Source organism: Mammaliicoccus stepanovicii, from assembly GCF_002902525.1.
Classification (GTDB): Bacteria; Bacillota; Bacilli; order Staphylococcales; family Staphylococcaceae; genus Mammaliicoccus; species Mammaliicoccus stepanovicii.
Genome location: NZ_PPQZ01000024.1, coordinates 47,724 through 62,422, shown reverse-complemented (window position 1 = coordinate 62,422; position 14,699 = coordinate 47,724). Strand labels below are relative to the sequence as shown.

The following is a 14,699-nucleotide window of genomic DNA, read 5'->3' as shown; positions in this document are numbered from 1 at the left end:
ATAATGAACGAAGCAGCAAAAACATTAGACGGTTGGTATAGTTTACATTTATTTTATGCAATCGACTGGACTAGTCTTAAGACAGTACCTGAAGACGATAGAAATACAATGGTTCAAGACTTCAAGCGTTTCTTAGAAGGTTTAGAAACTGTTCATCAAAACAAAGAAGGCTCACATGCTTTTTATAATATTACAGGTCAAAAAGCTGACCTCATGTTATGGTTCTTACGCCCAGACGTAAAACAATTAAATCAATTAGAAAATGAATTTAACAAATTAGATATCAGTGATTTCTTAATTCCAACGTACTCTTACGTTTCAATTGTAGAATTATCAAACTATCTTGCTGGAGATTCAGATGAAGATCCATACCAAAATCCACACGTAAGAGCAAGATTATATCCTGAAGTACCTCGTTCAGAGTATGTATGTTTCTACCCTATGGATAAAAGACGTGACGGAGAAGATAATTGGTATATGTTAGATATGGATCATAGACGTAGTTTAATGCGTTCACACGGATTAATCGGACGTAGTTATGCAGGTAAAGTTAAGCAATTCATCACCGGTTCTGTCGGTTTAGACGACTACGAATGGGGTGTAACATTATTTAGCGATGACATGTTACAATTCAAAAAATTAATCTATGAAATGAGATTCGACGAAGTATCAGCACGTTACGGAGACTTCGGTGCATTCTATGTAGGAAACATCTTAAATATAGACGAATTAGACACATTCTTTAAATTAAATTAATCAAAAACCGACTCTCCAGATTGAAACTGGGAGTCGGTTTTTAATTTATATAGTTTGGTGGCCCGTATTTCTTATTTGCGGGCCACATAATTCGTTATCTGGACCGAATATCCCATTTGCGGGCCACATAATCTGTTATCTGGACCGCAAATGAGATTTATCAGTAATATTTCCTTATATCAATTTAATATCAGTCCATACAAAAAAGCTGACAATTTTGTCAGCTTTTTTGCGTCATTTATATTTATTTAAACATGTTAATAAATAATGTAACAATTGGTACTCCGAGTAAATCTATTAAGAAAGCACCTACTACTGGCACTATTAAATATGCTTTTGGAGAAGCACCAAATTTTTTAGTAATAACATCTAAGTTAGCCATCGCATTTGGTGTTGCACCAAGACCGTGCCCAATAAATCCACCTATCATAACTGCAGCATCGTAATTTTTCCCCAATGCGCGGAATACTACAAATACTGAGAACAATACGATAAACACGATTTGAACTAAGACGATTACTGTAAGTGGTAATGCTAATTGATATATTTCTGTTAGTTTTATACTCATTAACGCAATAGATAGGAATAAACTTAATGACACATCGCTTACTTGATTTGTAATTTTCATGTCTATTAAATTTAAATTACCATAGTCAGATATATTTCTAATGATTACTGCAACGAACATTGCACCTACATAAACCGGAATATTTATTCCTGTTAAATCTGTAAAGCTATTCCCTATATAAGTACCGACCGCCATACACACTGTGATTATTGTAAATTGAACTAAAAATACAGTAGTTGGATTCATTCTACTATGTAAATTTTCGTTATATGTTACTTCACTATAATCAAGCTTAGAATTTTCAGCTTGTTCAGGTTTTAAGTCGAACTTTTTGATTAAGTAACGTACGACTGGGCCACCAATTAATCCACCCGCAACTAAACCTAATGTTGCTGCTGCTAACGCTGCCGTCACAGCAGAGTCGACACCTAATGTTTCTAATGTTTTACCATAGGCAGCGGCATTACCATGTCCACCTTCCATAGACATTGATCCAGCAGTTAATCCTAGTAATGGTGGAATATTTAATACTTTAGACAATGAAACACCAATGATATTTTGGAATGTTGCTAAAATACCACAAAAAACAAAGTATATAATTAATACTTTGCCACCTAGGCGTAGTAATTTTAAAGATGCTCCTAATCCAATTGTAGTAAAGAATGCTAGCATAAAGAAGTTCTGAAGAAATTCAGAATCTAGTTTGATTTTAAGAATATGAGTAGAATCTAAAACAGCAACCAGTATTGCAAAACATAATCCACCTATTACAGGTGCAGGTATACACAAACGTTTTAAAATAGAAACGTTATTAACTATTGCCTGCCCTAACAAAAGTAGGATAGATGCTAGCGCTAATGTTGTTATAGCATCGAGCTCTAACATATTTTATTCCTCCTTAAACGACGAATCCCCCAAATTTTCATTGAGAGATTTTACAAATTATAATTAACTTTACATGTAAGTGCTTACAAGCCACATTGAACATTATACATATGATTTTAAAAAAAATCTAGCTTAATTTAAAAAGAAATTCAAACCCATTTCACTCTTTTCCTACATACATTCACCAAAAAACGTAAAAGCTACAATTTTCTGATACAAAAACGCGGTTTATCGTGTATATTTAAATTATGAAGTACTTAAAACTTAATTTATAAAAGGGGTAACTATGAAACCAATAAATGAAGAACAATCTCTACAAAAATCTATAGGCTTGATGACAGCTATAACTATAGTTGTCGGTACAATTATCGGGTCTGGTGTTTTCGTTAAGCCTGCTGTTGTATTAACACATGCAGGAACAAGTAATATGGCTATACTTGCTTGGGTATTTGGTGGCATTTTAACACTTGCTGCTGGTCTAACAATCGCCGAAATTGGTGCACAAATTCCTAAAACAGGTGGTTTATATGCATATATCCGAGATATTTATGGACCTTTTTGGGGATTTTTAACAGGTTGGGTTCAAACGATAATCTATGGTCCTGCGATCATCGTGTCGTTAGTATTATTTTTCGGGATTCTTGTCACGAACTTTTTTAATATCAGTAATGATATGAGTGTATGGGTTGGATTAATTGCACTGACATTCCTGACTTTCGTCAATATTTTAGGAACTAAATTTGGTGGCTTGATGCAGAACGTTACAACTATCGCAAAGCTTATACCTGTATTTGCGATTATCATTTTCGGTCTGTTGTGGGGTAACGAAGGCATATTTGGTCAAGATGTCACATCATTAATCAAATCAGATGGAGATATTAACTTCGGAAGAGCTATACTTGCAACACTTTTTGCCTATGACGGGTGGATCATGTTAACAAATATAACAGGTGAAATGAAGAATCCACAACGAAACTTGCCACTAGCTATGCTCATTGGATTAACCATTGTTACATTAGCATACGTATTAATTAATATTGCCGTCTTCCATGTCATACCAGCATCTGAATTAGTTGGATTAGGCAATACCGCAAGTGCCGAAGCAGCAAAAGCATTATTCGGAGATATCGGATCTAAAATTGTAAACATAGGTGTCATTATCTCTATATTTGGATGTTTAAACGGTAAAATTATTACCTTCCCACGTATTCCATTTGCAATGGCAGAAGATGGCTTATTACCAATGCATAAATTAATCAGTTATATTAGTCCAAAACTAAAGTCACCAGTAGGCGCATTAATTGCAGTATTCGGTATTTCACTAGTATTAATTGTGTTAACACTTTTATTCCCTTCACAAGTGAATGCTGATTACTTATCAGAAGTGACAATATTTATTATTTATTTATTCTATATGATGGCGTTTGTCGGTTTGTTCATACTTAGAAAACGAAACAAAGGCGTAACAAGAGCATACTCTGTACCACTATATCCTTTCATACCAATACTCGCTTTAGCAGGAGGCGCATTTATTATTATTAATACGTTAATCTCAGACTTTATGGGATCACTATATTCATTAATCATACTTGCTATTGGTATACCTGTTTATATTTCACTTAAGAAAAACAAACAGAAATCATAACTTTAAGATTTATATACCAAATAAAAAGTTCTCTACACACAGATATTTTATCTAGTGAAGAGAACTTTTTTAAGTTTGTTATTTTTTAACTTCTGTTTTTGCTTCTAGTTCTATCATTTCTTCTTTTGATTTATCTAATACTAAATAATTCAATTCGTCGTCTGTCATTTTTTTGAGTGATGGATATCTAATCATAAAGAATATGATACCTAATATTAACCAAACAAATAATGCAATATATGAAGGTAATGATAAACTTGCTGGTGATCCTGGCACTAGTAATAAACATAAGAATATAAATGCTATGAACGCACCTACTAGAGCAAAGGTTTTATATTTTGGATGATACATCATACTTCTTTTGTCATATGAGAATAATTTAAATGCTGATAAACATGTGACAAAGTAAGCGATTGAAACGCCAGTTGATGACATATCAACTATCCAAGTTAATGCGGTTCTTCCTAACCATGGTGCTGTTAATGCCAATAATAATATAAATAAAATACTGATATATGGCGTATTATATTTCGGATGTAATTTCTTAAATACACTTGGCATAACAGATGCTCTACCCATTGAGAATAACAGTCTACTTGAACTCATGAAGAATCCGTTTAGTCCTGTAAATATCCCCATCATGATAGCAACAATTAATACCGCTAGTCCTGCAAACGAGAATGCTTCTTTTACTACGGTTCCTGTAACCCATAAATTACCGCCAATTGAAGCTTCATCTTTAAATAACCAACTTGTTAATAAAATCATCATAATGTAAGTGATTGCAGATGCAAGTAAACTGAACACGATAAGTTTAAATGTTTTACTTGGCGCAAAATTAAATTCTTCTGCTGTTTGAGGAATATTGTCAAAACCGACAAATGCCCATGGTGCGACTGCTAATATCACAATGATTGAGGTGAACCAACCGGTATCTTTATTCACAACAGGTTGTAAATTTGAAAATGTAAAATCATATGTAAAGAATGACCCGATAAACAGTAATACTACAACGACTGCTAAAATGACACAGAATATATATTGTAAATTCCCAGAAAAACTAGATCCTTTTATACTAATCCATGCGAAAAGCACTAATATAAGTGATGATAATATAATTTCAGTAATATATACATCCCAGCCTGCTACTGTATAAAGTTTTCCTTGTTCTAAAAATCCTGGCATTATAAATTTAAATAGTAAACTAAATGCCGATGCGTTTAAAGCTACGATACATATATACCCAAATGTTAAAAACCATGATGAGAAGAAGGATACATATTTCCCGAATCCTAAATAACCAAATGCAAAAGCGCCACCTGACACTGGGAACTTCTCAACTAATGCACCATAACTAACTGCAATGACAATCATTAATAAAGCACCAATAAATATCCCGATTGAAGCACCTATTGGGCCAGCTTGTCCTATCCAATCTCCAGGTAGGATAAATGCACCCCATCCTATACTTGAGCCATATGCTATCGCCCAAACGAATTTTTCGGATAGGTTTTGATCTAAATTACCTCTCGATAAATCTTTCTTCTTCCTTGCCATAAAATATGTTCCACCCTTATATTTTTAGTTTCGTGAAACTCTACAATTTCTTATCTATAACTTCCAAACAGCTATTACTAATAATAACCAACTAACAATAAATAATACACCACCGATTGGGGTAATTGCACCTAATATATTGATTTGAGTAACAGCTAAAATATATAACGAACCGCTAAAGAATACGATACCAAATGTCATTAACCAACCTGCAACATTTAAATTTGCCGTTGTCGTTCCTGATATAATTCCGATTAGAATTAACCCTAGTGCATGATACATTTGGTAAGTTGTTGCTTTTTCCCAAATATCTAAATATTTGGCCGATAATTTGTTTTCTAATCCGTGTGCACCAAATGCCCCAGCCGCGACTGCGATCATTGCATTGATTGCACCTATTATAATAAATAATTTCATAATTTTTCTCCCTTTCAATTTAAAAATCAAATAATGAATCGCCATTACCCACACCATCGTCGGTAGCTAATAGGTTATCATGTACCTTTATGTCTGGTTGTTGTGTTATTTTTCCACCCATTTTTCTAATTTCTTCATCAGAAACTTGTGGTTTCGATTGTTTAATCGATGTTGTGGAAGTCGAAGAAATGTTTTGTTTCACGTTTATATCGTGAGTATTCCCTTCTTCCTTAACAATTAACCCACTTAATGTGTGAATAGCATGTAAATGACGATTCAATACTTCGTTACTTGTTGCATTATCTGCTCCAACTAATTCTTGTTCAATTGCAGCTATTAATTGTTCTTTACTTATCACTTTCTTCACCTCCACACCAATTTATCGGCGTTTTGCCTTTAGAAATTAAGTATTGGTTTGTTTCACTGAATGGTTTCGATCCAAAGAAACCTCTATATGCTGATAAGGGACTCGGATGTACTGACGTTATAATATGATGTTTAGTTGTATCAATTAATTTAATTTTAGATTGAGCAGGTTTTCCCCATAAAATAAATACAACATCATCTAAATTTTGAGAAATGCTTTTAATCACTTCATCCGTAAAAACTTCCCAGCCAATATTTTTATGAGAATGTGCTTTATGAGCTTCTACCGTTAAAACAGTGTTCAACAACAGCACACCTTCTTTAGCCCAATCTTGCAGGTGAGGCGTTATTCTCTTACAACCGATATCTGTTTCTAATTCTTTAAAGATATTTCGAAGAGAAGGTGGTAAAGCAGCATCTGGTTGAACTGAAAATGCTAAACCATGTGCTTGATTCGGCCCATGATATGGGTCTTGGCCTAATATGACAACTTTAACATTGTCTAATGGTGTTAAATCAAATGCTTGATATATATTTCCTCTATCAGGATATACAGTTTGATTCTGATATGCATCTTCTAAAAACGCATCCATATCTGAAAAGTCATGCTGTGCTTTTATGTTGTGGAAAATTTCTTGCCAATTCATCATTTTCACCTCAATAAAAATGATAACATAGCACCGATAAAAAGGTCATAATTATTTTTTACATTCAAAAAACATGATATGATAAAAAATATGAATTATTGGGAGGAACAATCATGTCATTAAAAAAAGTTTTAACAATCGCAGGATCTGATACAAGTGCTGGAGCTGGAATGCAAGCAGATTTAAAAACATTCCAAGAACACGATACTTATGGAATGGTTGCTTTAGCAGCAATTGTCACAATGGATCCAAAAACTTGGTCTCACAATGTTACACCATTACCATTAGATTTATTAGACGAACAATTAAACACTGCTATCTCAATCGGACCTGATGCAATTAAAACAGGCATGCTAGGTTCAGAAGAAGTCATTAAACGCGCTAGACAAGCATATGATGAATCAGGATCTGAAATTTTCGTTGTAGACCCTGTTATGGTATGTAAAGGTGACGATGAAGTACTTAACCCGGGAAATACTGACGCAATGATTAAAGAATTATTACCTAAAGCAACTGTCGTTACACCGAACCTTTTTGAAGCGGGACAACTTTCAGGATTAGGTAAACTTACTTCAATAGAAGATATGAAGAAAGCCGCTGAAAAAATTCATGACCTAGGCGCTGAAAATGTAGTAATTAAAGGTGGTAAGGCATTAGAATCTGATAAAGCATTCGATTTATTCTATGACGGTAAGAAACACGTCTTACTTTCAACAGATAAATTCCAATCAAGTTACAATCACGGCGCAGGATGTACATTCGCAGCTGCAACAACAGCTAACTTAGCTAATGGGCAATCACCAGAAGAAGCCATTAAAAATGCAAAAGCATTCGTAGCATCTGCAATTAAAAATGGTTGGAAAATGAATGAATTCGTAGGTCCAGTAGATCACGGCGCAAGCAATAGAATCGAAAAAATCGAAGTATTCACAGAAGAAATTTAATCAAATATTATATACGCATGAAAAAGCCGGAACAAATACGTTCCGGCTTTTTTAATGTTCGATATATTAGGAAAGGGAGGCTAAATTCACCCATCTTATGGATTAACTGCCGCGTTTTTCCATGACTTTGCCTATCTCTTTAACTATCGAGTTTTTCCATGACTTTGCCTATCTCTTGGATTAACTTCCGACTTATTCCATGATTTGCACTATCTCTTGGATTAACTATCGAGTTATTCCATGACTTTGCCTATCTCTTGGATTAACTGCCCCGTTTTTCCATGACTTTGTCGTCCACTACAATAGTTGAAACAATACTTAACGAGAAAGGATGTTCAACCATGAAAAAACGAGAAAATCACTTTTCGCCATGATTTTCTCGTTTTGATTAAGCCTGAATCGCATGATGCTTCAGGCTTATCTATTTCATTTAACTACTTATGCTAAATTCTGCTACGATTTTAGCTATAACTTTATGATTCTTAAACAACTTCATTTGAAATTTATATAAAGTAATTCCCGCTGTCGTCTTTTTATCAAGGCATTCTAATGCTGCATTATATTGTTCTAAAGCCATTATACGTTCTGATTGTTCGAATTCACTTTTAATTTGTTTTAATTTGTTCTTTCTACTCATGAGAGGCTTAAAACTATCAAATTTGCGAAGAATACTCAACAAATACTGTACTGGTACTTCTTCATAGTAATGATATCCCATAATATTGCAATAATCCAAAACTGATTCGTCATTAAATGTGATACACTTTGTCTCCACTACTTTCACCCGCCGTTTCTTGAGGCTTATGTCTGTAGTTATTGTACGTTAAACCATATCATCATTCAAGCTAATCTATTACATCTAGCTTTTCTTTATCTGTTTCACTTAAATATGCATTATTATCTAGGATGATTTCTACGTTCGGATGATTGTACAGTGCTGATGCTGGTAAATCAGTTGTAACTTCACCTGTCAGTAGTTTTTGAATAGCTTGTGCTTTCTTAGGACCGTATGCTAATAATATGATACGTTTAGCTTTAAGTATAGATTTAATACCCATTGATACCGCTTCTTTCGGGACTTCTTCTACCGCTTCGAAATATCTACTATTTGCTTCTATTGTTGATTCCGTTAATCCAACTACACTTGTTAGACTGTTGAAATCTGTTCCTGGTTCATTGAACCCTATATGACCATTTTCACCGATTCCAAGTATTTGAATATCAATTGGCCCTTCTTCGTCTATTAATTTTTCATATCTTATTACTTCTTCTTGCAAATTTTCACTTGAACCATTTGGCAAATGAATACGTTCTTCGTTCCAACTCGGTAAATGATTGAATAATACATCATGCATATATGTGTAATAACTTTCTGGATGATCATAATCAATTCCGATATATTCATCTAAATTAAATGTGGTAATTTCACTTAAATCAATTTCATTTATTCTAATTAAATTTACCAACTGTTCATACACTCTTACCATTGTGCCACCTGTTGCTAAACCTAGCACACTGTTTTTGTTCTCAATTATTTGCTTTAATAATTCGTTTGACACGTAGTGACAAGCTTCTTCTTTAGTACCTAAATTAATTACTTTCATTATTATCCCTAATTTCTTTAACAAAACGTTTCGTAATTTCTAATGGTCTTGTAATAGCGCCGCCAACAACTGTACAATGTACGCCTAAATCTGTAACACGTTTGAGCATTTCTGGTGTGATCACATTTCCTTCAGCAATGACTTTAGCATTTACATTGTTTAGTACGTCTTTTAAAAATTGAAAATCATGTTCGTATAATACATGACCTTTCGTATATTCTGTATAACCTCTCAATGTTGTTCCTACATAATCAAACCCTAATTTATCAGCATTGATTGCTTCTTCTAAATCTGAAATGTCTGCCATAATTTCAACTTGTGGTGATTGTTCTCTAATATAACGTACAAGTTCTTCAAGAGATTCTTTAGGTCTTGTTTGTTTAGTAGCATCTAATGCTATGACGTCACATTTACTTTCTATTAACTCATCTACTTCTTTAGTTGTTGCTGTAATAAATACGCTTGACCCTTCATAATCACGTTTCACTATACCAATCACCGGTAAGTCTACTTCTTCTTTAATTGCTATAATATCTTCTTTAGTGTTTGCTCTAATTCCTTGAGCACCGCCTTGGTATGCTGCTAGTGCCATTTTACTCATAATAAATGATGAATGTAACGGCTCTTCTGGTAAAGCTTGACATGAAACGATTAATCCTTGTGGTAACATACACATACACTCCTTCTATTCTTCTAATGCTTCTTCTACTTCATTCTTAATAGTTGTTACGTGTGGTCCATATATAATTTGAACACCAGTACCATTCTTAATGATACCTTTCGACTCTGTAGTTTTAATGGTTTCTTCATTGAATAGATTAGGGTCATTAATTGTAATTCTTAACCTTGTTGCACAACAATCAACTGTATCTATATTGTCTTTACCACCTAATCCTTCAATAATTGTCTTCGCTCGTTCACTTGCTTCTACTACTTGAATATTCTCATCCTCTTCACGTCCAGGTGTCTTGAAATTGAACTTCGTTATAACAAATCTGAACGTTATATAGTATAAGAAGAACCAAACGATACCAATCGGTATAACTAATAAATAATTTGTTTTGCTATTCCCTTGTAGCACACCAAATAAAATATAATCAATAAAACCACCACTAAATGTTTGACCAACTGTAATATTAAAAATATCTGCCATCATAAATGCTAACCCATCAAATATCGCATGTAAAACATACAGTACTGGTGCTACAAATAAGAAACTAAACTCTAATGGTTCAGTTATACCTGTTAAGAAGGACGTCAATGCAGCTGATAACATCAAACCACCGACTACTTTTTTCTTTTCAGGTTTAGCTGTATGATAGATTGCCAGTGCTGCTCCAAGTAAGCCAAACATCATCGTAATAAATCTACCTGACATATATCTAGAAATCCCTGTATAGTAATGCGTTAAATCAGCATCACCTAATTGAGCAAAGAATATATTTTGAGTTCCTTGAACAACTTTACCATTGATTTCCATAGTTCCACCAAGCGCCGTTTGCCAGAATGGTAAATAGAATATATGATGAAGCCCAAATGGCCCCAACATTCTTAAAATAAATCCATAGAAAAATGTGCCAATTACGCCTGTTTTATTCACCAATCCACCTGCTGCAAAAATCCAACCTTGTATTGTTGGCCAAACAAAGAACAATATAACACCTAATCCAATTGATGCCACAGATGTGACAATTGGTATAAATCTTGACCCACCAAAAAACCCTAAAAATGGTGGTAAAGATATTTTGTTATATTTATTGTGTAATAGTGCAGTCATTATCCCTACTATGATTCCACCAAACACACCCGTCTCAACTGTTTGAATACCTAGAACCATTCCTTGACCTGCTTTAGCTAATGTTGCTTCACTTGCCAGATCATCCGTTATAGTTAATAACGCATTCATCGTTGCATTCATAATTAAGAAACCTAGCATCGCTGCTAATCCCGCAGTTCCTTTGTCACTTTTAGCTAATCCAATTGCTACACCTATTGCAAAAATAACCGGTAAATTTGCAAATACGATGTTACCAGCTGAAGACATTAATATGAATATATACTGTAAGAATTCAATATCTAATATTGGATATGCCTTAATTGTATTTGGATTACTTAATGCACCCCCAATACCCAGTAAAAGCCCAGCCGCTGGTAATATTGCGATTGGTAACATAAATGATTTCCCGAATTGTTGCGCTTTTTCAAAAACTTTACTCACACGAACACCTCCTATTTTTACTAAATATAACACCTTGAAAACATTAGTCAATGCAATCTGTTGTTTTGAAAAATATTTTCAAATATAATGGATTATACACTTAAAATTGGAGGTTTATCATGAATTTTGAAAATCGTATTCAGCAATTTTCATATCTTTTCACTAAATCTGACGAAAAAATTGCCCATTACATATTAAAACATCCTGTTGGTGATCATTTCTCTACAATTACATCATTGGCATATGCTATCGATGTATCTCCTTCCACAATTACAAGATTTAGTCACAAATTAAATTATCAGCATTTTCAAGATATGAAATTTAGTATTCAACAAACTTATGATAAAACCGATATTAAAAACGTTCCACTTATTCAACGTATCCATGAATATCATCAGTCTATTATTCAACAAAGTGGTGAGTTTATTTCTAATAAGAAAATTAATCAGCTCATCGATGTATTATTACAAAGTAAACAGACTTTATTCGCCGGGTTAGGTAGTTCAGGATTAACTGCAACTGAATTTTATTATCGTACTATGAGAATGGGTATTAATGGTAATGCTGTCACTGATGCACATCAAATGAGAATTGGCGCTGCTTTACTCACTCACCAAGATACTTTCATCGCATTTTCAAATAGTGGTCAAACTGAAGAATTAATTGCTGCAGCAAAAATTGCCCAACAACAAGGCGCTCACGTTGTTGCAATTACAAATTATGCTGGAAGTGAACTAACAAACTTCTCGGATATTGTGATCATGACCATTGATCAAACACGAGTAAATGATAAACAATTTATAAACACGCAAATATCTGCACATTTTCTTATAGATGTCGTAAGTTATATGCTACTAGAGCATCAGAATAACTTTAGTTCTTATCAACATACTAGAAGTGTCATTTTAAATAACAATAATTAATAAGCTGTGAGCAGATTATATATAAATTTACTCAAGAATTTAGTAGAATAGTAAAGTATATACTATGAGGAGTGAAAGGCATGGAATTAATTCAAGTAGATCAAGTCCAAAATTTAATATCAGAGTTTGAGAATAAGCCAGTTTATCTCCATGTAGAAACAACAAATGGTGCTTACGCTAACCATTTTGATAGCAAAGTGTTTAATGCTGGTACGTTCTTAAGAAACATACAAGTATCATTTACACACGCGCATTTAACAGGTGGTAACAAAGAACCTTATCGCGTAGGCTTAAAACTAGATAACAATGGTTGGGTTTACGTTCAAGGCTTAACGCATTTTGAAGTAACAGAAGATAAAGAATTACTTTTAGCAGGCTTAAATTATGAAGGACAACTTGCTGCAGCCTTAGAAATAAGTAGCAAGCCTTTCAAGGATTAAGAGGTGTTTAACATGAAAGACGAAAGACAAGTTTTAGTTATATTTCCACATCCAGACGATGAAGCATTTGGTACATCAGGAACGTTAAGCCAATTTGTAGATAATGATGTGCCTGTAACATACGCTTGCTTAACTTTAGGACAAATGGGTCGTAATTTAGGTAATCCTCCTTTTGCTACACGTGAATCTTTACCACAGATTAGAGAACGCGAACTAGATGAAGCGGCTAGTGCAATCGGAATCAAGGACTTAAGAAAGATGGGCTATCGAGATAAAACAATTGAATTTGAACCTAAAGAAGAACTTGATGCTATGGTAAAATCTTTAATAGATGAACTGAACCCATCACTTATCATTTCATTCTATCCTGGTTATTCCGTTCACCCTGACCACGAAGCAACTGCAGAAGCTGTTGTAAGAACAGTCAGCAACATGGAAAAATCATCTAGACCAACACTACACCTCGTTGCTTTCAGTAACGATGCATATAGTGATTTAGGTGAACCAGATGTAAACATAGATATAACTGGTTATGAAGATCGCAAGATGAAAGTACTTCAAGCACATGCATCTCAAACCGGTCCAATGTTACAAAAACTCGCTTCAAATACACAAGAAACAGAAGCAGCTAAAGATATGTGGTTGAAAACTGAACATTTCTGGACATATCATATTGAATAATTGTTGGAGGCAATGTGTATGACACAAATCGATTTATCAACACGTGAAGCTAGATGGAGACATTTCGGCTCAGTTGATCCTATTAAAGGAACTAAACCAACTGAGAAAGAGAACATGCCTGACTTGCAAAGTTCTAAGAAAGACTTCCTTTTCGAAATTGAACATGTTGGTATTAAAAACTTAATTTACCCTGTCAGAATTGACGACTTTCAAACAGTTGGAAACTTTGAATTTTCAACAAGTTTAAATCAAGATGAAAAAGGCATCAACATGAGTCGTATCATTGAAAGTGTTGAGAAACATTACGATAATGGTGTGAATCTTGACTTTGAAAGCTTAAAAGCACTATTAAATACTTTACAATCTGTTATGTTCCAAAATACTGCATCAGTAGATGTAGATGCTAAATGGTTCTTTAACCGTTATAGCCCTATAACAAAACAAAAAGCAGTAGGACATGCAGATGTTAGATATATTTTATCTGTAAATAATAGCAAAGTAACTAGAAAATCACTCGGTATTAAAGTACCCGTTACAACATTATGTCCATGTTCTAAAGAAATCAGTGAATATTCAGCACATAATCAACGTGGTATTATAACTGTGTTAATAGATTTAGATACAGAAATAACATTACCTTCTGACTACAAAGATATCGTATTAGACGGTATGGAGGCTAACGCAAGCTCAATGCTGTATCCAATCTTGAAGCGTACCGATGAAAAAGCAGTCACAGAACGTGCATATGAAAACCCTAGATTCGTTGAAGACTTAATCAGATTAGTTGCAGCTGATTTAGTTGAATTAGACTGGATTAAAGGATTTGAAATAGAATGCCGTAATGAAGAATCTATTCATCAACATGACGCATTCGCAAGGCTTAAATATAATAAATAAAATTTATTCAACATTACTTTCAGGCAAGATTTCTGTATTCTACAGGTATCTTGCCTTTTTCATGTTCAATATTTACATTATTATGTATGAGCCATAACTTAGATACCTATCTCTTGGATTAACTACTGACTTATTCCATGACTTCCGCCAT

Annotated in this window: 16 protein-coding genes; 7 read left to right on the top strand and 9 right to left on the bottom strand. The window is 33.8% G+C overall.

Annotated elements, in window-relative coordinates; all coding sequences use genetic code 11:
• Positions 1–3: 3 nt before the first annotated feature.
• Positions 4–756 (top strand): hydrogen peroxide-dependent heme synthase, encoded by a 753-nt coding sequence (gene hemQ / locus CD111_RS05115; RefSeq protein WP_095089690.1) that lies wholly within the window; start codon positions 4–6, stop codon positions 754–756.
• 244 nt (positions 757–1,000) lie between these two features.
• Here hemQ and gltS read toward each other — a convergent pair whose 3' ends face one another.
• Positions 1,001–2,209, bottom strand: coding sequence for a sodium/glutamate symporter (gltS, locus tag CD111_RS05110; RefSeq protein ID WP_095089692.1), 1,209 nt, complete (start codon positions 2,207–2,209; stop codon positions 1,001–1,003).
• Between the two features lie 286 nt (positions 2,210–2,495).
• Here gltS and CD111_RS05105 point away from each other — a divergent pair, with 286 nt between their 5' ends.
• Positions 2,496–3,854: an APC family permease gene (locus CD111_RS05105; RefSeq protein ID WP_095089694.1), complete on the top strand. Its 1,359-nt coding sequence runs from the start codon at positions 2,496–2,498 to the stop codon at positions 3,852–3,854.
• Positions 3,855–3,932: 78 nt separating this feature from the next.
• On the opposite strand, the gene CD111_RS05100 is transcribed toward CD111_RS05105, so the two are convergent.
• From CD111_RS05100 to CD111_RS05085, 4 genes are read right to left on the bottom strand one after another with little or no spacing between them, the layout of a single operon-like run.
• A complete protein-coding gene (locus CD111_RS05100) occupies positions 3,933–5,411 on the bottom strand; it encodes an APC family permease (protein WP_095089696.1) in 1,479 nt (492 codons plus the stop codon).
• A gap of 54 nt (positions 5,412–5,465) precedes the next feature.
• Positions 5,466–5,828 carry a DUF423 domain-containing protein gene (locus tag CD111_RS05095; protein ID WP_188350490.1) on the bottom strand — a complete coding sequence of 121 codons (363 nt, stop codon included), beginning with the start codon at positions 5,826–5,828 and terminating at the stop codon, positions 5,466–5,468.
• Between the two features lie 19 nt (positions 5,829–5,847).
• On the bottom strand, positions 5,848–6,186 hold the full coding sequence (locus CD111_RS05090) for a DUF5327 family protein (RefSeq protein ID WP_095089698.1): 339 nt from the start codon (positions 6,184–6,186) through the stop codon (positions 5,848–5,850).
• Positions 6,176–6,841, bottom strand: a complete 666-nt coding sequence (locus tag CD111_RS05085) for a uracil-DNA glycosylase (protein ID WP_095089700.1) — start codon at positions 6,839–6,841, stop codon at positions 6,176–6,178. Before CD111_RS05085 ends, CD111_RS05090 begins: the two co-directional genes overlap by 11 nt.
• Before the next feature lie 113 nt (positions 6,842–6,954).
• Between CD111_RS05085 and thiD the strand changes: the two genes are divergently transcribed.
• Entirely contained in the window at positions 6,955–7,785 is an 831-nt protein-coding gene (gene thiD, locus CD111_RS05080) for a bifunctional hydroxymethylpyrimidine kinase/phosphomethylpyrimidine kinase (protein WP_095089702.1), read from the top strand.
• A gap of 430 nt (positions 7,786–8,215) precedes the next feature.
• On the opposite strand, the gene CD111_RS05075 is transcribed toward thiD, so the two are convergent.
• From CD111_RS05075 to CD111_RS05060, 4 genes are all read right to left on the bottom strand, one after another.
• Entirely contained in the window at positions 8,216–8,560 is a 345-nt protein-coding gene (locus CD111_RS05075; protein WP_095089704.1) for a hypothetical protein, read from the bottom strand.
• 70 nt (positions 8,561–8,630) lie between these two features.
• On the bottom strand, positions 8,631–9,389 hold the full coding sequence (nagB, locus tag CD111_RS05070; RefSeq protein WP_095089706.1) for a glucosamine-6-phosphate deaminase: 759 nt from the start codon (positions 9,387–9,389) through the stop codon (positions 8,631–8,633).
• Positions 9,376–10,059 carry an N-acetylmannosamine-6-phosphate 2-epimerase gene (locus tag CD111_RS05065; protein ID WP_095089708.1) on the bottom strand — a complete coding sequence of 228 codons (684 nt, stop codon included), beginning with the start codon at positions 10,057–10,059 and terminating at the stop codon, positions 9,376–9,378. Before CD111_RS05065 ends, nagB begins: the two co-directional genes overlap by 14 nt.
• Before the next feature lie 15 nt (positions 10,060–10,074).
• A complete protein-coding gene (locus CD111_RS05060) occupies positions 10,075–11,607 on the bottom strand; it encodes a PTS transporter subunit EIIC (protein ID WP_095089710.1) in 1,533 nt (510 codons plus the stop codon).
• A gap of 119 nt (positions 11,608–11,726) precedes the next feature.
• Between CD111_RS05060 and CD111_RS05055 the strand changes: the two genes are divergently transcribed.
• From CD111_RS05055 to folE2, 4 genes are all read left to right on the top strand, one after another.
• Complete coding sequence (locus tag CD111_RS05055; protein WP_095089712.1) at positions 11,727–12,530, top strand: MurR/RpiR family transcriptional regulator; 804 nt, start codon at positions 11,727–11,729, stop codon at positions 12,528–12,530.
• A gap of 80 nt (positions 12,531–12,610) precedes the next feature.
• Entirely contained in the window at positions 12,611–12,970 is a 360-nt protein-coding gene (locus CD111_RS05050; RefSeq protein WP_095089714.1) for a YojF family protein, read from the top strand.
• 12 nt (positions 12,971–12,982) lie between these two features.
• Positions 12,983–13,651: a bacillithiol biosynthesis deacetylase BshB2 gene (bshB2, locus tag CD111_RS05045; RefSeq protein ID WP_095089715.1), complete on the top strand. Its 669-nt coding sequence runs from the start codon at positions 12,983–12,985 to the stop codon at positions 13,649–13,651.
• 18 nt (positions 13,652–13,669) lie between these two features.
• Complete coding sequence (gene folE2 / locus CD111_RS05040) at positions 13,670–14,548, top strand: GTP cyclohydrolase FolE2 (protein WP_095089716.1); 879 nt, start codon at positions 13,670–13,672, stop codon at positions 14,546–14,548.
• Positions 14,549–14,699 lie beyond the last annotated feature (151 nt).

What these genes read in the sequence shown, in the direction of transcription:
- hemQ (WP_095089690.1), top strand. Translation starts at nt 4, where the DNA reads ATGAACGAAGCAGCAAAAACATTAGACGGTTGGTATAGTTTACATTTA.
- gltS (WP_095089692.1), bottom strand. Translation starts at nt 2,209, where the DNA reads ATGTTAGAGCTCGATGCTATAACAACATTAGCGCTAGCATCTATCCTA.
- CD111_RS05105 (WP_095089694.1), top strand. Translation starts at nt 2,496, where the DNA reads ATGAAACCAATAAATGAAGAACAATCTCTACAAAAATCTATAGGCTTG.
- CD111_RS05100 (WP_095089696.1), bottom strand. Translation starts at nt 5,411, where the DNA reads ATGGCAAGGAAGAAGAAAGATTTATCGAGAGGTAATTTAGATCAAAAC.
- CD111_RS05095 (WP_188350490.1), bottom strand. Translation starts at nt 5,828, where the DNA reads ATGAAATTATTTATTATAATAGGTGCAATCAATGCAATGATCGCAGTC.
- CD111_RS05085 (WP_095089700.1), bottom strand. Translation starts at nt 6,841, where the DNA reads ATGAATTGGCAAGAAATTTTCCACAACATAAAAGCACAGCATGACTTT.
- thiD (WP_095089702.1), top strand. Translation starts at nt 6,955, where the DNA reads ATGTCATTAAAAAAAGTTTTAACAATCGCAGGATCTGATACAAGTGCT.
- nagB (WP_095089706.1), bottom strand. Translation starts at nt 9,389, where the DNA reads ATGAAAGTAATTAATTTAGGTACTAAAGAAGAAGCTTGTCACTACGTG.
- CD111_RS05065 (WP_095089708.1), bottom strand. Translation starts at nt 10,059, where the DNA reads ATGTTACCACAAGGATTAATCGTTTCATGTCAAGCTTTACCAGAAGAG.
- CD111_RS05055 (WP_095089712.1), top strand. Translation starts at nt 11,727, where the DNA reads ATGAATTTTGAAAATCGTATTCAGCAATTTTCATATCTTTTCACTAAA.
- CD111_RS05050 (WP_095089714.1), top strand. Translation starts at nt 12,611, where the DNA reads ATGGAATTAATTCAAGTAGATCAAGTCCAAAATTTAATATCAGAGTTT.
- bshB2 (WP_095089715.1), top strand. Translation starts at nt 12,983, where the DNA reads ATGAAAGACGAAAGACAAGTTTTAGTTATATTTCCACATCCAGACGAT.
- folE2 (WP_095089716.1), top strand. Translation starts at nt 13,670, where the DNA reads ATGACACAAATCGATTTATCAACACGTGAAGCTAGATGGAGACATTTC.